We start from the raw sequence: 26,145 nt of genomic DNA, 5'->3' as shown, positions 1-26,145 counted from the left end.
ATGAGCGAGAACCTCACCCTCCCCGCACAGCAGGGCTCCACGGCCACCTCCACGGAACCCCTCCTGGAGGTCAAGGGCCTGACCAAGCACTTCCCGATCTACGGCGGCTTCCCCATCAAACGCAGGGTCGGCGCCGTCCAGGCCGTCGACGGCGTCGACCTGAGCGTCGGGGTGGGCGAGAGCCTCGGCCTGGTCGGCGAGTCGGGCTGCGGCAAGTCCACCACCGGACGTCTGATCACCAGGCTCCTGGAGCCGACCGCCGGACAGATCACCTACGCCGGTCAGGACATCACGCGTGCCAAGCGCAAGCAGCTCGCGCCGGTGCGGTCCGAGATCCAGATGATCTTCCAGGACCCGTACTCCTCGCTGAACCCCCGGCAGACCGTCGGCAGCATCATCAAGTCGCCGATGGAGGTCAACGGGATCAGCCCGGAGGGCGGCAGGGAGAAGAAGGTCCGCGAGCTGCTGGAGCTGGTCGGCCTCAACCCGGAGCACTACAACCGCTTCCCGCACGAGTTCTCCGGCGGTCAGCGCCAGCGCATCGGCGTCGCCCGCGCCCTGGCCCTGAACCCGAAGCTGATCGTCGCCGACGAGCCGGTCTCCGCGCTCGACGTGTCGATCCAGGCGCAGGTGGTGAACCTGCTGCAGAAGGTGCAGCAGGAGCTGGGCATCGCCTTCATGTTCATCGCCCATGACCTGGCCATCGTGCGGCACTTCTCGCAGCGCGTGGCGGTCATGTACCTCGGCAAGGTGGTCGAGGTCGGTGACCGGGACTCGATCTACAACCGGCCGCGGCACCCGTACACCCACGCCCTGCTGTCGGCCGTGCCCGAGGTGGCCATGGACGACGAGAGCGAGCAGCGTGAGCGCATCCGCCTCGCCGGCGACGTGCCGTCGCCGATCCACCCGCCGTCCGGCTGCCGCTTCCGTACCCGCTGCTGGAAGGCGCAGGACAAGTGCGCCACCGAGGAGCCGCCGCTGCTGCAGCTCTCCGGCAACCGCGACGGTCACCTGACGGCCTGCCACTTCCCGGAGGAGCCGACGACGGAGGCCCGCGACGAGGACGTCGTCCTCGACCCGGCGCTGAAGGCGCTGGAGGAGACCCAGGCCACGGACTGAGCCGGTACCAGGCCCCCGGAAACCGATGCTCCGGTTCCCGGGGGCCTCGTCGCGTTTTCGTCGCCGGCCGGCAGAGGGGAGTGTGCCGGACGACCCCTAGCGCGCCCGCCCGGCGAAGCTGATGATCTCCGGGCTGGAGGGCGTGAACGGCTGCCTGGACCAGTCTCCGTACCGCTGCCTCACGACGAGCCCCGCCTCGTCGAGGAAGCGGTCCAGCGCGCCGACGCCGAGGAACCTGACGGTGCTGTGGCTGATCCGCGGCAGGTCCCGGCGCGGGCCGTCGAACGTCTCGGTGAACGCCACCCGCTCACCCCGGACCGGTGTCGCCGCCTCGTGCCACACCCGCACCAGGTCCCCGTCCGGGCCGCGTACCTCCCGGATCCGTTCCGGGGTCCAGTTCTCCCAGGCACGGGCGGCCGGATTGCGGGTGTCGAAGACGAACTCCCCGTCCCGCCGCAGGCCCTCGCGCACCGCGGCGAGCGCGAGCCGCAGGTCCTCGTCGCCGAGCAGCTCCTGGAACGCGTGCCCGGTCATCACGACCAGGTCGAACTCCTCCCGCCACGCCGTGCAGCGCAGGTCCCCGAGCACCCATTCCACCTCGCGGGTCCCGTCGCGGCCCTGTACGAGCATGGCGGCGGCGGGGTCGAGCCCGGTCAGCCGTCCCTCGTGCCCGGCCTCCCGGGCCCGCCGCAACAGCCGTCCGGTGCCGCAGCCCACGTCGAGGACGGAATCGGCGGACATCACCAGATCGAGGAAGAACTCGTCACCCGGCCCCCACGGATTCAGCGCGTCGTACAGCCCGGCGAGGGAGGCATCACCGAAGGAACGATCAACCATCCGGGCAGTGTGCCTGCTGTACGGCAGGTCAGTACAGAGATCGGGGATTTACGCCGGGAGAACGGAAAGCCGCGCCGCGGCCGGCCTTCCCGGCGGCTGCACGGGCCGTCCCACCCGCCACCGCGGGCGCGCCTGCCTCACTTCACTCGTGTGTCCCCGCTAGCCCAAAGGGCCGCCCGCATGTGCATTACCTGCCGTATGCGTCGATATTGGCTGATAGCGGGTCAGGACATCGGTCGACAACGGGTCAGCGTCCCGGCGCTGGCGGCAGCGGATCCTGAGGAGGCACCCCATGCGTGGAGCACGGCACGCCCGATGGGCCGCGTGTGCGGCGGCGCTCGCCCTCGTGGGCACCGCCTGCGGCGGAGGCGGCGGCAGTGGTGACGGCGGTGCGGTGCTCAGCTCCTCCTGGGGTGACCCGCAGAACCCGCTGGAGCCCGCCAACACCAACGAGGTGCAGGGTGGCAAGGTCCTCGACATGATCTTCCGTGGGCTGAAGAGGTACGACCCCGTGAGCGGCAAGGCCGAGGACATGCTCGCCCAGAGCATCGAGACCACCGACTCACGGAACTTCACCGTCACCGTCAAGGACGGCTGGACCTTCAGCAACGGCGAGAAGGTCACCGCCCGCTCCTTCGTCGACGCCTGGAACTACGGCGCGAGCCTGCGGAACAACCAGCGCAACGCCTACTTCTTCAGCTACATCGACGGCTACGACAAGACGCACCCCGAGGACGGCGGCGAGCAGAGCGCCGACACCCTCTCCGGTCTGAAGGTGACCGGCGAGCGCACCTTCACCGTACGGCTGCGCCAGAAGTTCTCCGGCTTCCCCGACACCCTCGGCTACGCCGCCTTCGCCCCGCTGCCCCGGGCCTTCTTCGACGACCACGACGCCTGGCTCAGCAGGCCTGTCGGCAACGGCCCCTACGCCGTCGACGCGTACGTCAAGGGCTCCCAGATGTCGCTGCGCGCCTGGGACGGCTACCCGGGCCCCGACAAGGCGCTGAACGACGGAGTGGACCTCAAGGTCTACACCGACAACAACACCGCCTACACCGACCTCATGGCCGGCAACCTCGACCTGGTCGACGACGTCCCCGCGGCGCAGCTGAAGAACGTCGAGCAGGATCTCGGGGACCGCTACCTCAACACCCCGGCCGGCATCCTGCAGACCCTCGCCTTCCCGTACTACGACGAGAACTGGAGCAAGTCCGGCATGGACAAGGTCCGCAAGGGCCTGTCCCGGGCGATCGACCGCGAGCAGATCACCGAGACCATCTTCCGCGGGACCCGCACCCCGGCCACCGACTGGACCTCGCCGGTCCTCGGCGCGGACGGCGGCTACAAGGCGGGCCTGTGCGGCGAGTGGTGCGCGTACGACCCCGCCGCGGCCCGGAAACTGATCGAGGAGGGCGGCGGGCTGCCGGGCGGCCAGGTGAAGATCACGGTCAACGCGGACACCGGCTCGCACAAGCAGTGGGTGGAGGCCGTCTGCAACTCCATCAACAACGCCCTCGACAACGACCGCGCCTGTGTGACCAACCCGGTCGGCACCTTCGCCGACTTCCGTGGCCGGATCACCGACAAGGAGATGACCGGCCCGTTCCGCGCCGGCTGGCAGATGGACTACCCGCTGATCCAGAACTTCCTCCAGCCGCTCTACTACACCGACGCCTCCTCCAACGACGGCAAGTGGTCCAACGAGGAGTTCGACGAGCTGGTCGACCGGGCCAACGCCGAGACCGACGCCGCCAAGGCGGTGCGGACCTTCCAGCAGGCCGAGGAGGTCGTCCGGGACGACATGGCCGCCATCCCGCTCTGGTACCAGAACGGCAGCGCCGGCTATTCGCAGCGGCTCTCCGGCGTGAAGCTCAACCCGTTCTCCGTCCCGGTCTACAACGAGATCAAGGTCAGCTGAGGCGGCGCCATGGGACGGTACGTCGTCCGGCGGCTGCTGCAGATGATCCCGGTCTTCTTCGGGGCCACCCTGCTGATCTTCCTGATGGTCAACGTGATGGGAGATCCGATCGCCGGCCTGTGCGGCGAACGCGAGTGCGACCCGGCGACGGCCGCGCAGCTCAGGAAGGAGTTCGGCCTGGACAAGCCGGTCTGGCAGCAATACCTGACCTACATGGGCAACGTCTTCACCGGCGACTTCGGCACCGCCTTCAACGGCCGGCCGGTCACCGAGCTGATGGGCAGCGCCTTCCCCGTCACCATCCGGCTGACCGTCGTCGCGATCCTCTTCGAGATCGTCATCGGCATCACCCTGGGCGTGGTCACCGGCCTGCGCCGCGGCCGCCCCGTCGACACCGGCGTCCTGCTCGCCACGCTGGTCGTCATCTCCGTCCCCACCTTCGTCACCGGCCTGCTCCTGCAACTCCTCTTCGGCGTCGAGTGGGGCTGGATCCCGCCGTCCGTCTCCCCCGAGGCCCCCTTCGGTGAACTGCTCCTGCCCGGTCTGGTGCTCGCCTCCGTCTCCCTGGCCTACGTCACCCGCCTGACCCGCACCTCCATCGCGGAGAACCTCCGCTCCGACTACGTCCGCACCGCCGTCGCCAAGGGCCTGCCCAGGCGCCGGGTCATCACCCGCCACCTGATGCGCAACTCCCTCATCCCCGTGGTCACCTTCATCGGCACCGACATCGGCGCCCTGATGGGCGGCGCCATCGTCACCGAGCGCATCTTCAACATCCACGGCGTCGGCTACCAGCTCTACCAGGGCATCCTGCGCCAGAACACCCAGACCGTCGTCGGTTTCGTGACCGTCCTGGTCCTGGTCTTCCTGCTCGCCAACCTCCTCGTCGACCTCCTCTACGCCGTACTCGACCCGAGGATCCGCTATGTCTGACGCCCAGCACACCGGCGCACGCTCGGGCGCCGTCGCCGGCACCGGCATGGGCGGTGGGATGGACCTCGCCGCCGACGAGGCGCGGACGCTGGAGCGCGTGCCCGGCGGCCCGGACGGCGGCGGTCCCTCCGGCAAGCCCCGTTCCCTGTGGTCCGACGCCTGGCACGACCTGCGCCGCAACCCGGTCTTCCTGATGTCCGCCCTGGTGATCCTCTTCCTGGTCTTCATCTCGCTGTGGCCGTCCGCGATCGCCTCCGGCAGCCCCTTGCGCTGCGACCTCGCCAAGGCGCAGGAGGGCTCCCAGCCCGGCGCCCCCTTCGGCTACGACGGACAGGGCTGCAACGTCTACACCCGCACGGTCTACGGCGCCCGTACGTCCGTCGCGGTCGGCGTCTGCGCCACCCTCGGGGTCGCGATCCTCGGCAGTGTCCTCGGGGGGCTCGCCGGCTTCTTCGGCGGCCTGAGCGACTCGCTCCTGTCCCGGCTCACCGACATCTTCTTCGCCATCCCGGTGGTCCTCGGCGGCCTGGTCCTGCTGTCGGTGGTGACCAGCAACACCATCTGGCCGGTCATCGGCTTCATGGTGCTGCTCGGCTGGCCGCAGATCTCCCGGATCGCCCGGGGAGCGGTCATCACGGCCAAACAGCACGACTACGTGCAGGCCGCCCGTTCCCTCGGCGCCTCCCACACCCGGCTGCTGCTGCGGCACATCGCGCCCAACGCCGTCGCGCCGGTGATCGTCGTGGCGACCATCGCACTCGGCACCTACATCGCGCTGGAGGCCACCCTGTCGTACCTCGGCGTCGGCCTGAAGCCGCCCAGTGTCTCCTGGGGCATCGACATCTCGGCCGCCTCGCCGTACATCCGCAACGCCCCGCACGCCCTGCTCTGGCCCTCCGGGGCGCTCGCGGTCACCGTGCTGGCGTTCATCATGCTCGGCGACGCGGTGCGCGACGCCCTCGACCCCAAGCTGAGGTGAGGTGCCGGCATGCTGCTCGACGTACGTGATCTGCACGTGGAGTTCCGGACCCGGGACGGGGTCGCCAAGGCCGTCAACGGCGTCAGCTACCGCGTGGACGCGGGCGAGACGCTCGCGGTGCTCGGGGAGTCGGGCTCGGGCAAGTCCGTCACCGCGCAGGCCGTGATGGGCATCCTCGACATGCCGCCGGGGCGGATCACCGGCGGCGAGGTCCTCTTCCAGGGCCGGGACCTGCTCACGCTGAAGGAGGAGGAGCGGCGCAGGGTGCGCGGCGCCGGGATCGCGATGATCTTCCAGGACGCGCTGTCCTCGCTCAACCCCGTGCTGACCGTGGGCGACCAGCTCGGCGAGATGTTCGTCGTGCACCGGGGCATGTCCAGGAAGGACGCGCGGGCCAAGGCGGTCGAGCTGATGGACCGGGTGCGCATCCCGGGCGCGAAGGAGCGGGTCAGGCAGTATCCGCACCAGTTCTCCGGAGGGATGCGCCAGCGCATCATGATCGCGATGGCGCTGGCCCTGGAACCGGCGCTGATCATCGCCGACGAGCCCACCACCGCCCTCGACGTCACCGTCCAGGCCCAGGTCATGGAGCTGCTCGCGGAGTTGCGCCGCGAGCTGGACATGGGCCTGATCCTGATCACCCACGACCTGGGCGTGGTCGCCGACGTCGCCGACCGGATCGCGGTGATGTACGCGGGCCGGATCGTGGAGTCGGCGCCGGTGCACGACATCTACAAGGCGCCGGCGCACCCGTACACACGTGGCTTGCTGGACTCCATCCCGCGCCTGGACCGCAAGGGCCAGGAGCTCTACGCCATCAAGGGCCTGCCGCCGAGCCTGCTGAGCATCCCGCCGGGCTGCGCCTTCCACCCGCGCTGCCCGATGGCCCGTGACGTGTGCCGCACGGACCCGCCCCCGCTGTACGAGGTGTCCGCGGAGCGGGGGAGTGCCTGCCACTTCTGGAGGGAGTGTCTGCATGGCTGAGCCGATCCTCCAGGTCAGCGGGCTCGTCAAGCACTACCCGCTCACCACGGGCATCCTCTTCAGGAAGCACGTCGGCTCGGTGAAGGCCGTCGACGGCGTCGACTTCACGCTCGACCGGGGCGAGACCCTCGGCATCGTCGGCGAGTCCGGCTGCGGCAAGTCGACGGTCGCGAAGATGCTGGTGAACCTGGAGCGGCCGACGGCCGGGGAGATCCGCTACAAGGGCGAGGACATCACCAGGCTGTCCGGCAGGGCGCTGAAGGCCGTCCGGCGCAACATCCAGATGGTGTTCCAGGACCCGTACACCTCGCTCAACCCCCGGATGACGGTGGGCGACATCATCGGGGAGCCGTACGAGATTTACCCCGAGGCGGCCCCGAAGGGCGACCGGCGCCGGCGCGTCCAGGAGCTGCTGGAGGTCGTCGGGCTCAACCCCGAGTACGTCAACCGCTATCCGCACCAGTTCTCCGGCGGCCAGCGCCAGCGCATCGGTATCGCCCGGGGGCTGGCGCTGCGTCCCGAGATCATCGTCGCCGACGAACCGGTCTCCGCGCTGGACGTGTCCGTGCAGGCGCAGGTGGTCAACCTGATGGAGCGGCTGCAGGCCGAGTTCGACCTGTCGTACGTCTTCATCGCGCACGACCTGTCCATCGTCCGGCACATCTCGGACCGGGTCGCGGTGATGTACCTCGGCCGGATCGTGGAGACCGGCCGGGACACCGAGATCTACGACCACCCGACGCACCCCTACACCCAGGCCCTGCTCTCCGCCGTCCCCGTGCCCGACCCGGAGGCCCGTGAGCACCGCGAGCGGATCATCCTCGCGGGTGACGTGCCCTCCCCGACGAACATCCCGTCCGGCTGCCGGTTCCGCACCCGCTGCTTCAAGGCGCAGGAGCGCTGCGCCGTGGAGGTCCCGGCGCTGACGGTCCCCGCCGGGTACCGGACGGCCGGCGGGCCCGCCGCGCACCCCTCGGCCTGCCATTTCGCGGAGGAGAAACAGGTCGTGGGCCCCGGCGGGACGCGGTAACACGGAGGCAACTGCCGCGACCCGGTTCCGATATACGGACGCGTCACTCTCTTCACGTACGGCCGTGCGGGTGCCGTTGAACGGGCCGGGGTGCGCCATGTCACCCCGGCCCGTCGTCCGTTCACCGGGGCAGGCCCAGCGACCTCTTCAGGAAGTCCACCTGAAGCAGCAGCAGGTTCTCGGCGACCTGTTCCTGCGGCGTCATGTGGGTCACGCCGGACAGCGGAAGCACCTCGTGGGGGCGGCCGGCGGCGAGCAGGGCGGAGGACAGCCGCAGCGCGTGGGCGACCACCACGTTGTCGTCGGCCAGGCCGTGCACGACCATCAGCGGGCGGTGCGGCTCGGCCGGGGCGGACAGCCCGTCGTCGGTGACCAGCGAGCTCTTCGCGTACGCCTGAGGGGCCTCGGCCGGATGGCCCAGGTACCGCTCCGTGTAGTGCGTGTCGTACAGCCGCCAGTCCGTCACCGGCGCGCCGGCGATGCCCGCATGGAAGACATCCGGCCGCCGCAGCACCGCCAGGGCGGCCAGCCAGCCGCCGTAGGACCAGCCGCGGATCGCCACCCGGGTGAGATCCAGCGGGTAGGCCAGCGCGAGGTCCTGGAGTGCCTCGATCTGGTCGTCGAGGGAGACGGTGAAGTCGTCCCGGACCGCCTTCTCCCAGGCCGGGGAGCGTCCGGGGGTGCCACGCCCGTCGGCCACGACGACCGCGAAACCCTGGTCGGCGAACCACTGCGAGGTCAGGTGGGCGTTGTGCGCGGCGACCACACGGGGGCCGTGCGGGCCGCCGTAGGGGTCGAGGAGGACCGGAAGGGAAGTGTCTCCCTGGTAGTCCTGCGGCATAAGCACGGCGCACGGAATCCTCCGTGCGCCCCCCACGGTGAGCGTCAGGCGCGGCGACATACCGGGATCCTCCGCGTACGACGGGACGGTGGCCGCCTGCTTCCCCTCGCGCAGCACCCGCACCGTGGCGCCCGGCCGGTCCGGCGTCGCCGACACGAGGACGGTCACGTCCCCGGAGCGCACCGCCGCGTGCACCCCCGGCTCCTGCGAAAGGCGCTCGACGCCCAGTTCGTTGACGCGATAGACGTGCACCTCACCGGTCTCCGCCGCCGCCTCGGCCCCGGCCGACGCCGAGACGAGCACGTCGTCGGCCCCGACGTCGAGCACCGCACGCAGGTGCAACTGCGGTCCCGTCAGCGGGCGTTCACCCACCGCGAGTACTCGCGCGCCGCCCTCGTCGGCGATCCGCACCAGCTGCCCCGAAGGGGACCAGCACGGCACCCCAGGGAAAAGATCAAGCCAAATCGGATCTTCGTCGGCGTGCACCATGCGGGTCGAGCCCGTGTCCGGATCCACGGCCAGGAAGAGCTGGCTGCGCTGGTCGCGCGCCTGCACCAGGATCAGCGGCGCGCCCGCCGCTGACCAGTGCACTCGCGCCAGATACGGATACCGCGCCCGGTCCCAGGCGACCTCCGTGCGCGTCCCGTCCAGGCCGAACACGAACAGCCGGACGTCCGCGTTCTCCGTCCCGGCCGCCGGATAGGGCACGTGTTGTGGATCACGTTCCGGCTGGGCCGGGTCGGAGATCCACCACCGCCGCACCGGCGTGTCGTCCACCCGGGCCACCAGCAGGCGGTCGGACTCCGGCGCCCACCAGAAACCTCGCGAACGCCCCATTTCCTCGGCCGCGATGAACTCGGCCAGACCGTAGGAAACCGACTCCGCGTCCGGCTCCGCGAGCGCCCGGTCACCCTCGCCCTCGGCGCCGACCACCCGCAGGGCGCCCCGCGTGACGTACGCGATGTGCCGCCCGTCGGGGGACGGCCGCGGGTCGACGACCGGTCCGGGGACCGTGAGTTCACGCGCCGTCCCGGCCCGCAGCTCGGCCGTGAAGAGCCGCCCTGACAAGGTGAAAGCCGCCAGCTCCACGGCGCTGTCGGTGGCGTAGCCGACGATGCCGGCGCCGCCCTCGCGGCTGCGTTCGCGGCGCGCCCGCTCCTCGGGCGGGAGGTCCTCCGCGGCCCCGCCCAGCAGGTCGCGCGGGCCGGCCGCCAGGCGCTCGGCGGAGTCCGCCAGGTCCAGCACCCACAGGGCGTTCGCCCGGTCCGTGCCGGATGACGAGCGCAGGAACACGACACGAGAACCGTCGGGAGCCACGGTGAACGAACGCGGCGCGCCGAGCGTGAACCGCTGGGTGCGGGCGTGCCGTCGGGGGAAGGAGTCAGGCTCGGTGGTCATGCCCCGACCATATTGGCCATGCGCCCCCTTGTGCGGCCGTGCGCCATTCGATGCGCGCGCACGGATAGTTATGATCACTAGCGCTGCGTGGGTATGAACCTGCTGGCCGCTGTATGGACTTACACGTTCCCTCGCTCTGTTCTCCCATATTCCGGGTCCTTGGAGGTGAGCCGCCGTGGCACTCTCGATTTCGGCGGTGGTGCTGCTGGCGATCATCGTCTTCCTGCTGATCAAGAAGTCGGGGCTGAAGGCCGGTCATGCCGTGGTGTGCATGCTGCTGGGCTTCTACCTCGCCTCGTCCACCGTGGCGCCCACGATCAGCGAGCTGACCACGAACATCGCGGGCATGATCGGCAGCATCAAGTTCTGAGCCGGCCGGTCTGCTCGTAGGGTGGGGCCATGACGGAACGGCCCTCCCGGCGTCTGCTCCTGGTGCACGCGCACCCGGACGACGAGTCGATCAACAACGGCGCGACCATGGCCAGGTATGCGGCCGAGGGTGCCCATGTGACCCTGGTCACCTGCACCCTCGGTGAGCGTGGCGAGGTCATCCCGCCCGAACTCGCGCACCTCACCGGCGCCGCCCTCGGCAAGCACCGCCTGGGTGAGCTCACCGCCGCCATGCGTGAACTCGGCGTGGAGGACTTCCGGCTGCTCGGCGCACCCGGCCGCTACCAGGACTCCGGGATGATGGGCCTGCCCGACAACGACGACCCGAGTTGTCTGTGGCAGGCGGACGTCGAGGAGGCCGCCACCCAGCTCGTCGAGGTGATCCGCGAGGTACGGCCCCAGGTCCTGGTCACCTACGACCCAGACGGCGGCTACGGTCACCCCGACCACATCCAGGCCCACCGCATCGCCATGCGCGCCGCCGAAATCGCCGCCGAGGCCGGCACCGACATCGCCAAGGTCTACTGGAACCGCGTCCCGCGCACGGTCGCCGAGGACGCCTTCGCCCGCCTCCAGGACGCGCTGCCCGGCCTGGCCTTCACCAGGAGCGCGGTGGTCGACGACGTACCCGGCGTGGTCGACGACGAGCGGATCACCACCGAGATCGACGGCACCGCGTACGCCGCCGCCAAGGCATCCGCGATGGCCGCGCACGCCACGCAGATCGAGGTCGCCGAGCCGTACTTCGCACTGTCCAACGAACTCGCGCAGCCGCTGTTCGGCACCGAGTACTACGAGTTGGTGCGCGGCGAGCGAGGCGGGACGGGGCGGGAGACGGACCTCTTCGCCGGGATCGAGGTGGCGTCATGAACGACCGGCACTCCATGATCTCGCAGCCGCTGCGGCGTCCCTCCGCCGGACGGATCGCGTCCTGCCTCGGCCTGTTCGTGCTCGGCCTGGTGGTCGGAGGCGCCGGATCGCTGGTGCAGGCGGCCTGGTTCCCGGGCGGGCTGCTGCTGGCGCTGGCGGGTGCGGCCGGGGCGTTCCTCGGCGGGGCGTGGGTGACCGGCGGCCGGGCCGGAGCCGTGGCGGGCGTGGCCGGCTGGCTGCTCTCCGTCATCCTGCTCACCGCCAGCCGTCCCGAAGGGGACTTCCTCTTCGCCGCGGGCGTGGGCTCGTACGCCTACCTGCTCGGCGGCATGGCCGTGGCTGTGATCTGCGCCACCCTCGTACCGGTCCGGCGGCCGGGCGGCCGGTAGGTCCGACTTGGCGAATGACGTACCGGTTCGCCGTCCCGCCTCGTGCGAGTCCCGTGTGGGTTTCCCCAGTGGTCGCGGGATACCCGCGCGAAGTGGCCAGTATGGTGGAGCCGCCGCCGAGCTGCCCGCGTATCTGAGGTCGTGGCGGGCGGTGGAGCAAACCGGGAGAACCTGCCTTGAGTCGTGAAACTGACAGTCCGTCCTCCGGGCCCAACGGGCGCGGGGGTAGCGCATACCCCTCGGGCACGCCGCCCTACGGCACCCCCGCGGCTTCCGACAACGGTGCGGACGCGGGCCGTTCGGGCGCAGGGTCCGAGGACCGGAAGACCGAGACCACCCTGACGACCCGGATCCGGATCAACATCCCCGGATCGCGGCCCATTCCGCCGGTCGTCGTACGCAAGCCCGTCGCCGACTCCGGCAACACCGGCAGCGGCGACGCCGAGGCGGCGGCGCCGGGCGCGGTCGCCTCCCCGCGCACGGCCGAGGCTCCCGCCGAGCAGCAACAGCCCGGGCCCGCCGAGGAGAAGACCAGCGACTGGTTCGCGCCCCGCAAGTCCGCGCCGGGCAACGCCGGTCAGGGCGGCGGCGCCGGCAACGGGCCTGCCCCGTCAGGGGGTTCGGCCGCCCCGGCCGCCCCGGCCACGCCGGCCGCCCCGGGTGCCGCGCGGCCCGGCGGTGTCGTCGGCTCCATGAACCTGCCGGGCGGCGCCCGGCCCGGCGGCACACAGGGCACGGGCCTCCCCGGCGCGACCGGTGGCCCGGTCGCCCCCGGCCACGGCGGCGGCACCGGCTCCTTCGACGTCACCGAGGCCCTCGCGGCCGGCCCGCAGGGCAACGGCTCCCGCCCGGGCGAGCCGCGCCGTGACGACCTGCCGTACTTCACGGAACCCGGGCAGAACGGTCAGCGCAACGGCCAGGGCACGCCCAACGGGCAGGACCCCTACGGCGCGCAGAGCCCGTACGGCGGTCAGGGCCCCACCCCCGAGGGCCGGCCCGGCCGGAACGGCCCCAGTGGCTACGCGGGCCCGCAGGCGCCCGCAGGGCCGACCGGCGGCCCGGTCACCGGCGACAGCCCCCTCGGCCTGCCGAACGCGGCGGGTGCCCCCGGCACGAACCCGCACCCCGGCCCCGGTGGCGGTCTGAGCGACGACACCGCGATCCTCACCCCGCAGCAGCAGGCCCCCGGGCCGCATCCCGGCAGCCCCTTCGGCGGGCCCGTGGACAACGTCTCGGGGGACACCCTCACCAGCGGCATCCCGGTCGTGCCGCCCGCCGACCGGAGCACGCCGTTCGGGCCGGGCGACCCGGCCGGCGGGGCGGTGGCGCACACCCCGCCGAAGCGGCCCGAGCCGGCGCAGCAGAGCGGGCCCACCGCGCCCAAGAAGAAAAAGAAGGGCCGCAACAAACTGGTGCTGCTCGGCGGCGGCGTGATCGCCGTCGCCGGAGTGGCCTACGGGGCCGGTCTGCTGATGAACCACTCCGACGTGCCCAAGGGCACCACCGTGCTCGGCGTGGACATCGGCGGCGGCACCCGCGACGACGCCGTCAAGAAGCTCGACGCGGCCCTCGGGGACCGGGTCGACAACCCGGTGAAGCTGTCCGTCGACGGCGAGACCGTCTCGCTCAGGCCGGACCAGTCGGGCCTCCAGTTCGACACCGACGCCACGGTCGACGCCGCCGCCACGAGCGACTACAACCCCGTCTCCGTGATCGGCTCGCTGTTCGGCCAGGAACGGGTCGTCGAGCCGGTCATGCCGGTCGACGAGGAGAAGCTGCAGTCCGCCCTGGAGTCCGCGGCGGGCGGCGCGGGCAGCGCAGGCGACGGCACGATCAAGTTCGAGTCCGGCAGGGCGGTCGCCGTCTACGGCAAGGCGGGCAAGGGCATCGCCGTCGACCAGGCCACCGAGGCCGTCGAGGACGCCTACCGCAGCCAGGTGGAGACCGGCACGGCCACGCCGGTGAAGGTGCCGACCACCACCAGGCAGCCGACGGTGTCCGACGCGGAGGTCGACCGGATGATGAAGGAGTTCGCCGAGCCGGCGATGTCCGGCATCGTCACCGTCCAGACCGACCCGGCCCACTCGGTCGCCTTCAGCCCGGAGAAGTCCCTGTGGAAGTTCCTCCGCGTCCAGGCCGTCGACGGCAAGCTTGTCGACACCTATGACGAGGCCGCCCTGCAGGAGCTCTACGGCAAGACCTTCGACGGCGTCCTCATCACCCGGGGCACCGGCCAGAAGACCCCGGTCACCGTCCAGGACGTGATCGGCGCCCTGCGCCCGGCCCTGAAGAGCACGACGAACCGCGTCGCGACGATCGAGACCGACCCGAGCTGACGCCACCCCAAGGGCACCCGGAACCCCCGGGTGCCCGGGGCCCAGTGGGGGAAGCACGCGCTTCAGGAGCGGGGAACCGCTGATGCCGGCCCAGCAGCGCGCGCTTCAGGGGCGCGGGGAACCGCGCGCCAAGCCACCACGCCCCGCACCCGCACTCCACCGTCCCCCGCCTCCCCACCCCACCCCTGGTTCAGCACCTAGTTCAGCAACGCCCGAGCCGCCCGCGCCTCCCCCCGCACCTTTTCCGCCGCACCCTCGTCCACGGCCCCCACCACCTCCGCGTACGCGTCCAGCTCCGCGGCCCCGTCGATGAAGTCCCCCCGTCGCACCAGCACCTGCGCCCGCTCGTACCGCAGCCGGGCCGGATGCGAGGGGAGCAGCAGCGAGAGCTCCACCGCCCACAGCGCCACGTCCGACCGCTCGGCCCGTGCCGCCGCCCACGCCCGGATGTTGTTCAGGATCCGCAGCACCACCTCCAGCGGATCCGCGGGCACCAGCATCGAAGGATCCAGCGGCGCCCCCGTGGCCCCCACCACCAGCAACTCCGCTTCCTTGCCGCTCAGCAACCGCCCGCCGGCGAACGGATCGGCGAGCACCTGCCCGGCGGCGGCCCCTGACGTCTCCCCGAAGCCGACGACGAAGTGCCCCGGCAGCGCCACGCCGTACACCGGAGCGCCCGCCCGCCGGGCCACCTCCAGCCACACCACCGACAGCAGGATCGGCAACCCGCGCCGCCGGGTCAGCACGCTGTGCAGCAGCGAGGACTCCAGCCGCTCGTAGTCCGCGGCCGAGCCGCGGAACCCGTACCGCTCACCCAGCAGCTCCCGCACCGCCCCGGCCCACGCCCGTGCCCCGCCCGGCCGGTAGGGCAGCTGCCCGGCGAGCCGGTCCAGCTCGACCTGCGCGGCGTCGATACCGCCCTCGTCCAGCGTCCCGTCGGCCTGTGCCCCCACGAGCAGGCACAGCGTCGCAAGATCGGGCCGCTCGGCACGCGCCTCCTCGGCGAACCGGCGGCGCAGCTCGGCGGTCCGCTCCGGCGGCGGTGGGAAGGGTGGACGCATGGCTATCGGTCCTCCGGCTCCCGGAAGTGGTGGTAGGTGTGATGCGCGCCGAAGCCCAGTCCGGCGTACAAGGCCCGTGCACCGGCATTGTCAGTCTCCACCTGGAGCCACGCGGCCGACGCCCCCTCGTCCAGCGCCCGCCGGGCCAGCGCGGCCATCACCTCGCCCGCCAGCCCCTGCCGCCGCAGCGCCGGATCCACCTCGACGGCGGCGAATCCGGTCCATCTCCCGTCCACGACACACCGCCCGATCGCGGCGGGCACATCACCGGCACCGGGAATGCTCGCGAACCACACCGACTCCCCGCTCCCCAGCACCCGCAGCGCCACCTCGCTCACCCCCTTGCGCTGGTACCGCGCCAGCCACGCGGCGTCCGCCTCCCGGGAGAGCACGACACCCGTGCCCTCGGCCCGGTCGGCGACCGGCGCGAGCCAGCCGGTCCACAGCTCGGCGGACACCTCCCGCACCCACCCGCGCCGCTCCAGCTCCGCGCACAGCATCTCCTGCGTGCCCTCGGCGCCGGTGGCGGCCTGCAGGTAGGCGGGCAGGCCACGCTCGCCGTACCAGCGCCGTACGGTGCTCAGCGCGTCGTCGAGGGACACGCCCGGGTCACCCAGCGGCAGCACGGAGTTGGCGCGCCGCGTGAAGCCCGCCCGTCGCCGTGCGACCGCCCCCGGCTGACGCCCTTCCGACGGCACGTCCTCGGCCGCCGCCCGCAGCTCCCACTCGCCGAGCCGCTCGCTCTCCAGCGGCCGCCAGCCCCGCGCGGCGACCCGCGCCAGCTCCTCGTAGGAGGCGGCGGGTCCACGTCGCCGGGCCGGTGCCGCGGGCACGACCTTTCCCGCGACCAGCGAGGACTCCTCGATCCTGACGCGTTCGCCGTCCCGCTGTGTGATCACGAGCACACCGTCGTCCCAGGATGTGAGAACACCCACCGTGTCGGTGAATTTCTGCTCCGCGACGCCAGGGTCCCCCAACCGCCGTACGGAGACTCGTTTACCCACGTCAGCAGCGGTGACACGGACTACGAGGCGTCCCGCCGACGATATTTCCACAGGTCTGTCCTCCCCTCCTGTTCGGATCATGCCCAAGAACGGAGATACTAGGGGCGGGCATCGACGACGCCGCGCTCCCGCGCGCCAGGCGGCGGAGCCTGAGGAGGCCCGCCAGCGCCCTATCGAGGAGGAACGACAGCGTGACCTACGTCATCGCGCAGCCTTGTGTCGACGTCAAGGACAAGGCGTGCATCGAGGAGTGCCCGGTCGACTGCATCTACGAGGGCAAGCGGTCCTTGTACATCCACCCGGACGAATGCGTCGACTGCGGCGCCTGTGAGCCGGTCTGCCCGGTCGAGGCGATCTTCTACGAGGACGACACTCCGGAGGAGTGGAAGGACTACTACAAGGCGAACGTCGAGTTCTTCGACGAGCTCGGCTCGCCCGGTGGCGCGAGCAAGCTCGGCCTGATCGAGCGGGACCACCCCTTCATCGCCGCGCTGCCGCCACAGGGCGAGTGACCCTCTGAGCGGCCCGAACCGCGCCGCCTCGGTCCCGTACGGCCTGATCACCCCGATCGGCGCCGCACGGGACCGAGGCGTTTGCCGTACCAGAAAGTGAGGCACACACCGTGTCCGCAGTCACCGACCGCCTGCCCACGTTCCCCTGGGACAAGCTCGCGCCGTACAAGCAGACGGCCGCCGCGCACCCGGACGGCATCGTCGACCTCTCCGTCGGCACCCCGGTCGACCCGGTCCCCGAGCTGATCCAGCAGGCGCTGGTCGCCGCCGCCGACTCACCGGGCTACCCGACGGTCTGGGGCACCCCCGAACTGCGTGACGCGATCACCGGCTGGCTGCGCCGCCGCCTCGGCGCCCGGGACGTCACCCACCACCACGTCCTGCCGGTCGTCGGCTCCAAGGAACTCGTCGCCTGGCTCCCCACCCAGCTGGGCCTCGGCCCCGGCGACAGGGTCGCCTACCCGCGCCTGGCCTACCCGACGTACGAGGTCGGCGCGCGGCTGGCCCGCGCGGAGTACGAGGTGTACGACGACCCGACGGACCTCGACCCGGCGGGCCTGAGGCTCCTGTGGCTGAACTCGCCCTCCAACCCGACGGGCAGGGTGCTGTCCCGGCGGGAGCTGACCCGGATCGTCGCCTGGGCCCGCGAGCACGGCGTGCTGGTCTTCTCGGACGAGTGCTACATCGAGCTCGGCTGGGACGCCGACCCGGTCTCGGTCCTCCACCCCGACGTCAACGGAGGCTCGTACGAGGGCATCGTCTCGGTGCACTCGCTCTCCAAGCGCTCCAACCTCGCCGGTTACCGCGCCGCCTTCCTCGCCGGTGACCCGGCGGTCCTGGGCCCGCTCCTGGAGATCCGCAAGCACGGCGGCATGATGACGTCCGCGCCGACCCAGGCCGCCGTCGTGGCCGCGCTGGGCGACGACATCCACGTCCGTGAGCAGCGCGACCGCTACGCGGCCCGCCGCACGGCCCTGCGCGAGGCCCTGCTGGCCCATGGCTTCCGTATCGAGCACAGCGAGGCGAGCCTGTACCTGTGGGCGAGCCGGGACGAGTCCTGCTGGACCACGGTCGCCCACCTCGCCGGCCTGGGCATCCTGGTCGCGCCGGGCGACTTCTACGGCCCGGCCGGCGAGAAGTTCGTACGCGTGGCCCTGACGGCGTCGGACGAGCGGGTGGCGGCGGCGGTCAAGCGTCTCGCCTGAAACGCGGCGGAGGGGCCCAGGGAACGCCCTGGACCCCTCCGCCTCAAGCGCCCGGCGCTCAGCCGATCGGCAGCCCCTTGGTGGGCAGCGACGTCGTCGGCAGCCCGCCCCTGGTCAGCCCGTCCGTCGCCAGTCCGCCCGTGGTCGCGGCGGACGCGGCGTCACCCACGACGGCACCGGCGGCACCGGCGGTGTCACCCGCGACCTTCTGGACCACCGGCGTCGCCTTCTTCGCGACCTGGCCACCGGTCTTGCCCGCGGCCGGCACCGCCTTCTTGACCGCCTTGCTGCCGGTGTCGCCGGCGGTACCGGTGACGTTCTGCGCCGCGCTGTCGACGGTGTTGCCGACGTTCGCCGTGTCCAGGGCGGTCAGGCCACCCAGGTTTCCGGTGGCGGGCAGTTCGGGGGCCGCGCTGGCGGAGCCGGCCGCACCGACCCCGGCAGCCGCTCCCGCTGCGACGAGCAGCGCGGCACGGGCGATCCGGCGGGTCAGGGGGAGGGACATGATGCTCCTTCGACGGGAGAGAACGGTGAAGTGTCCAGCCGTGCCCGGAAGCTGACCCCGCGATCTCGGTCGCGTCCTTCGGTCTCGCTCTCCGGGCTCGGACGCAGTGACTACCGCTCGAAGCCCGCGAAGGTTGCGGCACGCCAACGTAAAGAGTTGGCAATGCGTCGCATTATCGGCTGCGGATAAAAACGGGCAAAGAAGACCCGGTCCGAAAGTCTGCCGAATCCTTACGGCCCCGTGCCCGCAAGGGATTTGGCGGCTACGGGAGTGAGTTCGCGAAAACCTGAGCACCCCGTCGCCCCCAGTGGACGCACGTAACCCGTCGGAGTGATCGCTCGTACTACTGCGCAGCGACAATTCGGACGGCGTCGGCAGAGGCGCCTGCCCGGTCCGTATTCTTCGCGTCCCCCGCCGAGGCGTACCACCGGCTGTCGGTGTGCCCCGCGACCCACTCCCGTCCGCCGTACGAGACGCGTTCGATGTGCAGTTCCGAGGCGTTGGCCACGGCCCAGTGCGCGTACTGCCAGCCGCGCTCCTCGCCGCTGCGCCCGCCCGTGTCCTCGGCGACCGGCACGGTCACCGTCCGCCCGCTGGTCTCGGTGACCAGGGTCGGTGTGGGCGTCGGCGTGGCGGCGCCGACCTCGGCGCCGGCCTGCTGCACGGCTTCCCGCCCGAAGTCCCGTACGAGCGCCGAGCGCACCGCGTCCGGACCGGCGGTCGGGGTTGCCCCGGGCCGGCCCGCGCAGGTCAGCGTGGCCGCCGCGCGGCCGGTGAGGGCGGCGGCGAGCAGGGTGGCGTCCGGCTCGTGCTTGGCGTACGCCTGCGGGAAGCCGCTGCGCTGCACGCGCTGGGCGGCCACGGTGAGCGGCAGCCGGGTGTAGCCCGGGACCTTGACCAGATGGTCGTAGAACATGCCGGCCGAGTAGATCGGGTCCATGACCTGTTCCTCGGTGCCCCAGCCCATCGACGGCCGCTGCTGGAACAGGCCCAGCGAGTCGCGGTCGCCGTGGCTGATGTTGCGCAGCGCGGACTCCTGCAGGGCTGTCGCGAGGGCGATGGTGACGGCCCGTTCGGGCAGGCCGCGGGCGGTGCCGACGGCGGTGATCGTCGCGGCGTTGACGGCCTGTTCGGGGCTGAACTCGTACGTCGCCCCGTCGCCGTCGGCGGAGACGACCTTGCATCCCGGGCCACCGGTGCCCCCGGTGACGTACCGCACCGCGAGATAGCCCGCGACGGCGAGGAGCACCACGAAGGCCGCCCCGGCACGGAGGAGGCGGCCGCGACGCTTGGGAGAAGGGGACGGCTCTGGCACGCGTAACAAGGTACTGGAGAGTACGGAGTGACTGGTGCCGACTGTGGAAAGTACTCCCAGGTCGGGGGCGCTAGGGTCGGCGTATGGCCGACTCCCCGCTTGACCTCGCCCTGGACGCCGCCCGGCTCACCGCCCAGCTCGTCGACTTCCCGTCGGAGAGCGGCAGCGAGAAGCCCTTCGCGGACGCCATCGAGAACGCGCTGCGCGCCCTGCCGCACCTCACGGTCGACAGGTACGGCAACAACGTCGTGGCCCGCACGGACCTGGGCCGGCCGCAGCGGGTGATCCTCGCCGGGCACATCGACACGGTGCCGATCGCCGGCAACGTGCCGTCCCGGCTGGACGAGGACGGCGTGCTGTGGGGGTGCGGCACCTGCGACATGAAGGCCGGCGTCGCGGTGCAGCTGCGCATCGCGGCCACGGTCCCGGCCCCCAACCGCGACCTCACCTTCGTCTTCTACGACAACGAGGAGGTCGCCGCCGACCTCAACGGCCTCAAGCACATCGCCGAGACGCACCCCGAGTGGCTGCAGGGCGACTTCGCGGTGCTGCTGGAGCCGTCCGACGGCCAGGTCGAGGGCGGCTGCCAGGGCACCCTGCGCGTCCTGCTGAAGACGAAGGGCGAGCGCGCCCACTCGGCGCGCGGCTGGATGGGCTCCAACGCGATCCACGGTGCCGCCCCGATCCTGGCCCGGCTCGCCTCCTACCAGCCCCGCCGCCCGGTGGTCGACGGGCTGGAGTACCGTGAGGGGCTGAACGCGGTGGGCATCACGGGGGGTGTGGCGGGAAACGTCATCCCCGACGAGTGCGTGGTGACGGTGAACTTCCGCTACGCCCCGGACCGCACGGAGGAGGAGGCGATCGCCCATGTCCGCGAGGTCTTCGCGGACTGCGGCGTGACCGACTTCGTGGTGGACGACCACAGCGGGGCCGCGCTGCCCGGCCTGTCGCACCCGGCCGCCGCGGCCTTCATCGAGGCGGTGGGCGGCACCCCGCAGCCCAAGTACGGCTGGACGGACGTCTCCCGCTTCAGCGCCCTGGGCGTCCCGGCGGTCAACTACGGCCCCGGCAACCCGCACCTGGCCCACAAGCGGGACGAGCGGGTGGAGACGGCGAAGATCCTCGCGGGTGAGGACCGGCTGCGGGCCTGGCTCACGGCGTGACACGCGCGCGAAGGGCGCGAGCGGCTCTCCGCGCGGTCGCTTCGCTGCGGACATTCACATGTCCCCCCTCTGTAACCGGCGTGGATCTACGCTGAGGTGGAAACACCCCGCAAGCGGAGGGAGCGCACATGGTCACCGGCAGTCCTGAGGGAAAGCGGCAGCCGCCGGAGGAGCAGCGGCTCGGCCCGGTCCTCCGGCGGCGGAGCCAGGTGACGGCTAGCACGACGGACCAGCGCCTGCTGGACGCGGGCGGGCCGTCGGACTGGGTCCACACCGACCCGTGGCGTGTCCTTCGCATCCAGTCGGAGTTCATCGAGGGCTTCGGCACGCTCGCCGAACTCCCGCCCGCGATCAGCGTGTTCGGCTCCGCCCGTACGCCGGTGGAGTCCGCCGAGTACGACATCGGCGTCCGTCTGGGCCGCGGCCTCGTGGAGGCGGGCTTCGCGGTCATCACCGGCGGCGGCCCCGGGGCGATGGAGTCGGCCAACAAGGGCGCGGTCGAGGCGGGCGGCATCTCGGTCGGCCTCGGTATCGAGCTGCCGTTCGAGCAGGGCCTGAACCCGTATGTCGACATCGGCCTGAACTTCCGGTACTTCTTCGTCCGCAAGATGATGTTCGTCAAGTACGCGCAGGGCTTCGTGGTCCTGCCCGGCGGCATGGGCACCCTGGACGAGCTCTTCGAGGCCCTGACGCTGGTCCAGACCCAGAAGGTCACCCGCTTCCCCATCGTCCTGTTCGGCACCGACTACTGGGGCGGCCTGGTCGACTGGCTCCGCCACACCGTCGTGGCCCAGGGCAAGGCGGCGGAGAAGGACCTCCAGCTGTTCCACGTCACGGACGACGTGGACGAGGCGGTGGCGCTGGTGTCGAAGGAGGCGGGCCGCTAGGAAGGCCGAGCCGTTCCCGGCTGACCGGCGTGGGCGGCGCTCCGGGGCCGGCGCTCCCGGACCCCCGCGCCGGGCCGGGGCCAAGCCCCAGGGGCGCTCGCCTCCCGGCCGGGGCGGTCGTGCGGGTGGGTGAGCGCGTCAGGCCAGCCCGCGACGTGCCACCGCCGGGTCACTCCACCCCGCGATCGCCGAAACCATCTCCAGCACCTGCCGGGTCTCCGCCACCTCATGCACCCGGTACACCTGCGCCCCCAGCCACGCGGACACCGCCGTCGTGGCCAGCGTCCCGATCACCCGCTCCTTCACCGGCTTGTCCAGGCTCTCCCCGACGAAGTCCTTGTTGGACAGCGACACCAGCACCGGCCACCCGGTCCCGACCATCTCCCCGAGCCGCCGGGTCGCCTCCAGGCTGTGCCGGGTGTTCTTCCCGAAGTCGTGCCCGGGGTCGATCATCACGGACTCCCTGGGCACCCCCAGCGACACCGCCCGCTCGGCCAGCCCGAGCGTGACGCGCAGGATGTCCGCCATGACGTCGTCGTACTGCACCCGGTGGGGCCGCGTACGTGGCCGCGCCCCGCCGGCATGCGTGCACACGAGCCCCACCCGGTACCGCGCGGCGACCTCCGCGAGCCGCGGGTCCACCCCGCCCCACGCGTCGTTCAGCAGGTCGGCCCCGGCCTCGCAGACGGCCTCCCCGACGTCGTGCCGCCAGGTGTCCACGCTGATGATCACGTCCGGGAACCGCCGCCGCACCTCCGCCACGAACCCGACCGTCCGGCGTGCCTCCTCCTGCGCGGTCACCTCCTCGCCGGGCCCCGCCTTGACCCCGCCGATGTCGATGATCGCGGCCCCCTCCGCCACCGCCTGCTCCACCCGGGCGAGCGCCGGCTCGTCGCGGAAGGTGGCCCCCTGGTCGTAGAAGGAGTCCGGGGTCCGGTTCACGATGGCCATGACCACCGGCTCGCGCGGGTCGAACTCCCGCCTGCCCAGCCTGAGCATCCCGTGCGACCTCTCCTCGTTCGTCCTGGTCCTGGCCCTGTGCGACCGCCTGTGACCCTAACTGTCAGACTCGCATGGCACGATCGGACCCTGACACATCCGACGTCGGCGTACGCCACGGGTACGCCGCCACACTCCGCGTGGGGACCTCAGCGATGGTTATGTTCTTGTTCCTGGTCGTCGCCCTCGCCGTCGTGGTCGCCGCGGTGACCCTCGCGGTGGTCGGCGGCGGCGACCACGGCCCGCTCCCGGAGGTCGCGCCCGAACGGCTCCAGGACCCGCTGCCCCTGGACCGCCCGGTCGGCCGCACGGACATCGACGCCCTGCGCTTCCCCCTCGCCGTCCGTGGCTACCGCATGGCCGACGTCGACGACGCCCTGAACCGCGTCGGCGCCGAGCTCGCCGAGCGGGACGCCCGGATCGCCGACCTGGAGTCCGCCCTGGCAGGCGCCCGGGCCACGGCCCATGCCCCCCTGGACAAGCCCGGCCGGGAAGAGGGCCCGCGATGAGCGACGGGACCGCCCTGCCCGGCCCGGACGGCGTGCGGCGCTGTCCCTGGGCCCTGTCCACCCCGGACTACGTGACGTACCACGACGAGGAGTGGGGCCGCCCGGTCCACGGTGACGACGCGCTGTTCGAGCGGCTGTCCCTGGAGGCATTCCAGTCCGGGCTGTCCTGGATCACCATCCTGCGCCGCCGCCCCGGCTTCCGCGCCGCCTTCGCCGACTTCGAGATCGCGCAGGTCGCCGCCTTCACGGACGACGACCGCGAACGCCTCCTCGCCGACGTCCGCATCATCCGCAACCGCGCGAAGATCGACGCCACCCTCGGCAACGCCCGCGCGCTGGCGCGGTGGGCGCCGGGCGAGCTGGACGCGCTGATCTGGTCGCACGCTCCCGACCCGGACACCCGCCCGGTCCCCAAGACCCTCGCCGACGTCCCCGCCGTCACCCCGGAGTCGACGGCCCTGTCCAAGGACCTGAAGAAGCGGGGCCTGCGCTTCGTGGGGCCGACGACGGCGTACGCGCTGATGCAGGCGTGCGGCCTGGTCGACGACCACCTGGCGGACTGCGTCGCACGCCGCGTCGGCTGACCGGGGCGGGCCGGCTCAGCGCCCGAGGTACTTCGGCTTCTCCTTGTTCACGAACGCCTGGACCGCGATCCTGTGGTCCTCCGACGCCCCCGCCCGCGACTGCAGCTCGTCCTCCTTCTCCAGCGTCTCGGCCAGCGAGTGGGAGAACCCGTACGCCACGGCCTCCTTGAGCGCCGCGTACGCGACCGTCGGCCCCTCGGCCAGCAGGCGGGCCACCTGCTCGGCCTCCCCGCGCAGCTCAGCCGCCGGCACGACCCGGTTCGCGATGCCCAGCTCGTACGCCTCCTGCGCCTTGACGCTGCGCGGGAAGAGCAGCAGGTCGGTGGCGCGCCCGGGGCCCACCACGCGCGGCAGCGTCCAGGACACACCGGAGTCGGCGGTCAGCGCGACGCCCGCGAACGAGGTGTTGAAGGCCGCCGTGTCCGCCACCACCCGGTAGTCGGTGGCGAGCGCGAAACCGAAGCCCGCGCCCGCGGCCACCCCGTTCACGCCCGCCACCACGGGCTTCGCCATGTCGGTCAGCGCCCGCACGATCGGGTTGTAGTGCTCACGCACGGTGCTCATCGTCCGCCCGTCGCCCTCCTCCCGGTCGGCGGCCAGCAGCCCGATGTGCTCCTTGAGGTCCTGGCCCACGCAGAACGCCCGGTCCCCGGCCGCCGTCAGCAGCACCGCCCGGACGGCGTCGTCGGCCGCCGCGGCTCGCACCGCGTCCCGGAGGGCGACCTTGGCCTCGATGTTCAGCGCGTTCATCGCCTCGGGGCGGTTCAGCGTGATCGTCGCGAGCCCGTCGTTCACCTCGTAGAGCACGGTGTCGGCCATGGCGTATCCCCTCCGGTTCGGCGGCTCGGGCGTACCGGCCGGTACGTCCCTTCTGAGGACAGCATGGCGGAGATCACGGAGAACGGCCCCCGGCGTCCGTGTGAGCTGCGTCAAAGAATTCGGCCCGGTTTCCGGCCGGCGGAAGTCCGTGCGGCTGCGCAGTATCGCAGCCACATCGCCGAATTGAGTGGTTTTGCTCGCGCGCGTTGCCCAAGCGATGCCGACCGATGTTGGTCATCGGGTCGTGAGATGCGGGATAATGGCTTGGAAGCAATGTGTTCGATGCCGGTGTCGCGTGTCTTGTTTCACGGACCGCGCGTGCCCATCAGCGGGCGCCGTCGGCCTTGACGATGAGCTGGTTTTCAGGAAGGGGAACGAGCATGGCGGCCATGAAGCCGCGGACGGGTGACGGCCCGCTCGAGGTGACCAAGGAGGGGCGGGGCATCGTCATGCGCGTTCCGCTCGAAGGCGGCGGTCGGCTCGTCGTCGAGCTGACCCCGGACGAGGCCGACGCGCTCGGCGACGCCCTCAAGAAGGTCGTGGGCTGACCCGCAGGCGACCATACCCTTTCAGTCGCCCCGGCACCGCATCCGGTGCCGGGGCCGCTGTTTGCGCCGGTCGGGCACCGTGCTCACCGCCACCGTGCTCACCGCTTGACGGCGCACAGCAGCCCGTCTCCCACCGGCAGCAGCGACGGCACCAGCTCCTGGCTCTCGCGCACCGCGCGCAGCAACTCGCGCAGCCGCAGCACCTCCGTCGGCTGCGGACCCGAATCCACCGTGCGCCCGTTGGCGAAGACGCCCTCGAAGACCACCAGACCGCCCGGACGCAGCAGGCGCAACGATTCAGCGAGGTAGTCCAGCACCTCCAGCCGGTCACCGTCGCAGAAGACGAGGTCGTATCCGGCGTCCGCCAGCCGGGGCAGCACCTCCAGGGCGCGGCCGGGGATGAACCGGGCCCGGTTGCTGGCGAACCCGCAGGCGCGAAAGGCCTGCCGGGCGAACTGCTGGTGCTCCGGCTCGGGGTCGACGGTGGTCAGCACGCCGTCCGCGCGCATGCCGTGCAGCAGATGGATCCCGGAGACACCGGTGCCGGTGCCGATCTCGGCGACCGCCTTGGCATCCACGGAGGCGGCCAGCAACCGCAGCGCGGCGCCCGTGCCGGGCGAGACCGAGCGCAGCCCTGCGTCCCGGGCCCGGTCGCGGGCCCAGTGCAGCGCGTCGTCCTCGGCGACAAAGGCGTCGGCGAACGCCCAGCTCGTCAGCCGGTTGCCGGTAATGACCCTCTCCTGTCCCCGTGGTTGCCTGGGCGTGACTGTATCCGTTGGCGTCGGGAACCCGCAGATGGGACCGGGCGTTAAGAGGGGTGGGAGACGACGGCGGGGGACACGGTTGGATCACGACGACGGGCGGGGCGCCGAGCAAGTGCTGACGCAGCCGCATGAGCCGTATCAGCACAGATCAATTTCTCGTAAAACCGCTTATGGGGAGCTAACGGGCGAGGTGGCTATGGTAGGGGCTCCACTGGACACCACCAGAGCTGACAGGGGAGGTGCGGC

Annotated in this window: 26 protein-coding genes; 17 read left to right on the top strand and 9 right to left on the bottom strand. The window is 71.8% G+C overall.

From position 1 onward, the window contains the following. Positions 1-1,119, top strand: coding sequence for an ABC transporter ATP-binding protein (locus ACGF8A_RS08740; protein WP_393105676.1), 1,119 nt, complete (start codon positions 1-3; stop codon positions 1,117-1,119). 96 nt (positions 1,120-1,215) lie between these two features. On the opposite strand, the gene ACGF8A_RS08735 is transcribed toward ACGF8A_RS08740, so the two are convergent. Continuing rightward, the gene (locus ACGF8A_RS08735) at positions 1,216-1,956 is read right to left on the bottom strand and encodes a class I SAM-dependent methyltransferase (protein ID WP_393105674.1); all 741 of its coding nucleotides are present in this window, start codon (positions 1,954-1,956) and stop codon (positions 1,216-1,218) included. Positions 1,957-2,248: 292 nt separating this feature from the next. Here ACGF8A_RS08735 and ACGF8A_RS08730 point away from each other — a divergent pair, with 292 nt between their 5' ends. Genes ACGF8A_RS08730 through ACGF8A_RS08710 form a run of 5 tightly spaced genes read left to right on the top strand, consistent with a single transcriptional unit; the run spans position 2,249 to position 7,800 of the window. Further along, positions 2,249-3,874, top strand: a complete 1,626-nt coding sequence (locus tag ACGF8A_RS08730; RefSeq protein ID WP_393105672.1) for an ABC transporter substrate-binding protein — start codon at positions 2,249-2,251, stop codon at positions 3,872-3,874. A gap of 9 nt (positions 3,875-3,883) precedes the next feature. Next, positions 3,884-4,807: an ABC transporter permease gene (locus ACGF8A_RS08725; protein WP_393105670.1), complete on the top strand. Its 924-nt coding sequence runs from the start codon at positions 3,884-3,886 to the stop codon at positions 4,805-4,807. After that, positions 4,800-5,786 carry an ABC transporter permease gene (locus tag ACGF8A_RS08720; RefSeq protein WP_393105666.1) on the top strand — a complete coding sequence of 329 codons (987 nt, stop codon included), beginning with the start codon at positions 4,800-4,802 and terminating at the stop codon, positions 5,784-5,786. The genes ACGF8A_RS08725 and ACGF8A_RS08720 overlap by 8 nt, the downstream gene beginning before the upstream one ends. A 9-nt stretch (positions 5,787-5,795) precedes the next feature. Continuing rightward, entirely contained in the window at positions 5,796-6,770 is a 975-nt protein-coding gene (locus ACGF8A_RS08715) for an ABC transporter ATP-binding protein (RefSeq protein WP_393105664.1), read from the top strand. Next, positions 6,763-7,800: an ABC transporter ATP-binding protein gene (locus ACGF8A_RS08710; RefSeq protein WP_393105662.1), complete on the top strand. Its 1,038-nt coding sequence runs from the start codon at positions 6,763-6,765 to the stop codon at positions 7,798-7,800. The genes ACGF8A_RS08715 and ACGF8A_RS08710 overlap by 8 nt, the downstream gene beginning before the upstream one ends. Positions 7,801-7,921: 121 nt before the next feature. On the opposite strand, the gene ACGF8A_RS08705 is transcribed toward ACGF8A_RS08710, so the two are convergent. Continuing rightward, a complete protein-coding gene (locus ACGF8A_RS08705) occupies positions 7,922-10,039 on the bottom strand; it encodes a prolyl oligopeptidase family serine peptidase (protein ID WP_393105660.1) in 2,118 nt (705 codons plus the stop codon). 175 nt (positions 10,040-10,214) lie between these two features. Between ACGF8A_RS08705 and ACGF8A_RS08700 the strand changes: the two genes are divergently transcribed. The 4 genes from ACGF8A_RS08700 to ACGF8A_RS08685 all read left to right on the top strand — a co-directional run bounded on the left by ACGF8A_RS08700 (position 10,215) and on the right by ACGF8A_RS08685 (position 14,024). Continuing rightward, positions 10,215-10,409: a hypothetical protein gene (locus ACGF8A_RS08700; RefSeq protein WP_019755516.1), complete on the top strand. Its 195-nt coding sequence runs from the start codon at positions 10,215-10,217 to the stop codon at positions 10,407-10,409. Positions 10,410-10,438: 29 nt separating this feature from the next. After that, complete coding sequence (gene mshB, locus ACGF8A_RS08695) at positions 10,439-11,299, top strand: N-acetyl-1-D-myo-inositol-2-amino-2-deoxy-alpha-D-glucopyranoside deacetylase (RefSeq protein ID WP_393105657.1); 861 nt, start codon at positions 10,439-10,441, stop codon at positions 11,297-11,299. Then, positions 11,296-11,688, top strand: a complete 393-nt coding sequence (locus ACGF8A_RS08690; RefSeq protein ID WP_393105655.1) for a DUF6113 family protein — start codon at positions 11,296-11,298, stop codon at positions 11,686-11,688. Before mshB ends, ACGF8A_RS08690 begins: the two co-directional genes overlap by 4 nt. A gap of 176 nt (positions 11,689-11,864) precedes the next feature. Further along, positions 11,865-14,024, top strand: a complete 2,160-nt coding sequence (locus tag ACGF8A_RS08685) for a hypothetical protein (RefSeq protein WP_393105653.1) — start codon at positions 11,865-11,867, stop codon at positions 14,022-14,024. 197 nt (positions 14,025-14,221) lie between these two features. Here the strand turns inward: ACGF8A_RS08685 and ACGF8A_RS08680 are convergent, their stop codons facing one another. Together ACGF8A_RS08680 and ACGF8A_RS08675 are read right to left on the bottom strand one after the other, a co-directional pair. Continuing rightward, positions 14,222-15,085 (bottom strand): transglutaminase-like domain-containing protein, encoded by an 864-nt coding sequence (locus tag ACGF8A_RS08680; protein WP_393105651.1) that lies wholly within the window; start codon positions 15,083-15,085, stop codon positions 14,222-14,224. A 2-nt stretch (positions 15,086-15,087) separates the two neighbouring features. Beyond that, positions 15,088-16,140 carry a GNAT family N-acetyltransferase gene (locus ACGF8A_RS08675; RefSeq protein ID WP_393105649.1) on the bottom strand — a complete coding sequence of 351 codons (1,053 nt, stop codon included), beginning with the start codon at positions 16,138-16,140 and terminating at the stop codon, positions 15,088-15,090. Between the two features lie 140 nt (positions 16,141-16,280). Between ACGF8A_RS08675 and fdxA the strand changes: the two genes are divergently transcribed. Both fdxA and ACGF8A_RS08665 read left to right on the top strand, forming a co-directional pair. Then, positions 16,281-16,601 carry a ferredoxin gene (gene fdxA, locus ACGF8A_RS08670; RefSeq protein WP_393105647.1) on the top strand — a complete coding sequence of 107 codons (321 nt, stop codon included), beginning with the start codon at positions 16,281-16,283 and terminating at the stop codon, positions 16,599-16,601. A gap of 110 nt (positions 16,602-16,711) precedes the next feature. Then, positions 16,712-17,806, top strand: coding sequence for a bifunctional succinyldiaminopimelate transaminase/glutamate-prephenate aminotransferase (locus ACGF8A_RS08665; RefSeq protein ID WP_393105645.1), 1,095 nt, complete (start codon positions 16,712-16,714; stop codon positions 17,804-17,806). Between the two features lie 58 nt (positions 17,807-17,864). Here ACGF8A_RS08665 and ACGF8A_RS08660 read toward each other — a convergent pair whose 3' ends face one another. After that, a complete protein-coding gene (locus ACGF8A_RS08660; protein ID WP_393105643.1) occupies positions 17,865-18,311 on the bottom strand; it encodes an ATP-binding protein in 447 nt (148 codons plus the stop codon). 343 nt (positions 18,312-18,654) lie between these two features. Next, the gene (locus tag ACGF8A_RS08655; RefSeq protein WP_393105641.1) at positions 18,655-19,626 is read right to left on the bottom strand and encodes a heavy metal transporter; all 972 of its coding nucleotides are present in this window, start codon (positions 19,624-19,626) and stop codon (positions 18,655-18,657) included. Between the two features lie 83 nt (positions 19,627-19,709). Here ACGF8A_RS08655 and dapE point away from each other — a divergent pair, with 83 nt between their 5' ends. Then, positions 19,710-20,789, top strand: a complete 1,080-nt coding sequence (gene dapE / locus ACGF8A_RS08650; protein WP_393105639.1) for a succinyl-diaminopimelate desuccinylase — start codon at positions 19,710-19,712, stop codon at positions 20,787-20,789. Positions 20,790-20,917: 128 nt separating this feature from the next. Continuing rightward, positions 20,918-21,676, top strand: a complete 759-nt coding sequence (locus ACGF8A_RS08645) for a TIGR00730 family Rossman fold protein (RefSeq protein WP_393105637.1) — start codon at positions 20,918-20,920, stop codon at positions 21,674-21,676. Between the two features lie 138 nt (positions 21,677-21,814). Here the strand turns inward: ACGF8A_RS08645 and folP are convergent, their stop codons facing one another. Next, on the bottom strand, positions 21,815-22,675 hold the full coding sequence (folP, locus tag ACGF8A_RS08640; RefSeq protein ID WP_393105635.1) for a dihydropteroate synthase: 861 nt from the start codon (positions 22,673-22,675) through the stop codon (positions 21,815-21,817). A gap of 155 nt (positions 22,676-22,830) precedes the next feature. Here folP and ACGF8A_RS08635 point away from each other — a divergent pair, with 155 nt between their 5' ends. Together ACGF8A_RS08635 and ACGF8A_RS08630 are read left to right on the top strand one after the other, a co-directional pair. Then, positions 22,831-23,184, top strand: a complete 354-nt coding sequence (locus ACGF8A_RS08635) for a DivIVA domain-containing protein (RefSeq protein ID WP_393105633.1) — start codon at positions 22,831-22,833, stop codon at positions 23,182-23,184. Continuing rightward, positions 23,181-23,768, top strand: a complete 588-nt coding sequence (locus tag ACGF8A_RS08630; RefSeq protein ID WP_393105631.1) for a DNA-3-methyladenine glycosylase I — start codon at positions 23,181-23,183, stop codon at positions 23,766-23,768. The genes ACGF8A_RS08635 and ACGF8A_RS08630 overlap by 4 nt, the downstream gene beginning before the upstream one ends. 15 nt (positions 23,769-23,783) lie before the next feature. Here the strand turns inward: ACGF8A_RS08630 and ACGF8A_RS08625 are convergent, their stop codons facing one another. Beyond that, positions 23,784-24,587 carry an enoyl-CoA hydratase/isomerase family protein gene (locus ACGF8A_RS08625; RefSeq protein WP_393105629.1) on the bottom strand — a complete coding sequence of 268 codons (804 nt, stop codon included), beginning with the start codon at positions 24,585-24,587 and terminating at the stop codon, positions 23,784-23,786. A gap of 380 nt (positions 24,588-24,967) precedes the next feature. On the opposite strand from ACGF8A_RS08625, the gene ACGF8A_RS08620 reads away from it, so the two are divergent. Then, positions 24,968-25,135 (top strand): DUF3117 domain-containing protein, encoded by a 168-nt coding sequence (locus ACGF8A_RS08620; RefSeq protein WP_003966491.1) that lies wholly within the window; start codon positions 24,968-24,970, stop codon positions 25,133-25,135. 98 nt (positions 25,136-25,233) lie between these two features. Here ACGF8A_RS08620 and ACGF8A_RS08615 read toward each other — a convergent pair whose 3' ends face one another. Then, the gene (locus ACGF8A_RS08615; protein WP_393105730.1) at positions 25,234-25,932 is read right to left on the bottom strand and encodes an O-methyltransferase; all 699 of its coding nucleotides are present in this window, start codon (positions 25,930-25,932) and stop codon (positions 25,234-25,236) included. Between the last annotated feature and the right edge of the window lie 213 nt (positions 25,933-26,145).

Origin of the sequence: Streptomyces sp. NPDC047706 (assembly GCF_043204795.1) — a bacterium.
In the GTDB taxonomy this organism is placed as follows: Bacteria; Actinomycetota; Actinomycetes; order Streptomycetales; family Streptomycetaceae; genus Streptomyces.
The sequence above is the reverse complement of the archived record's forward strand: the minus strand, read 5'-3'. Positions and strand labels throughout refer to the sequence as shown.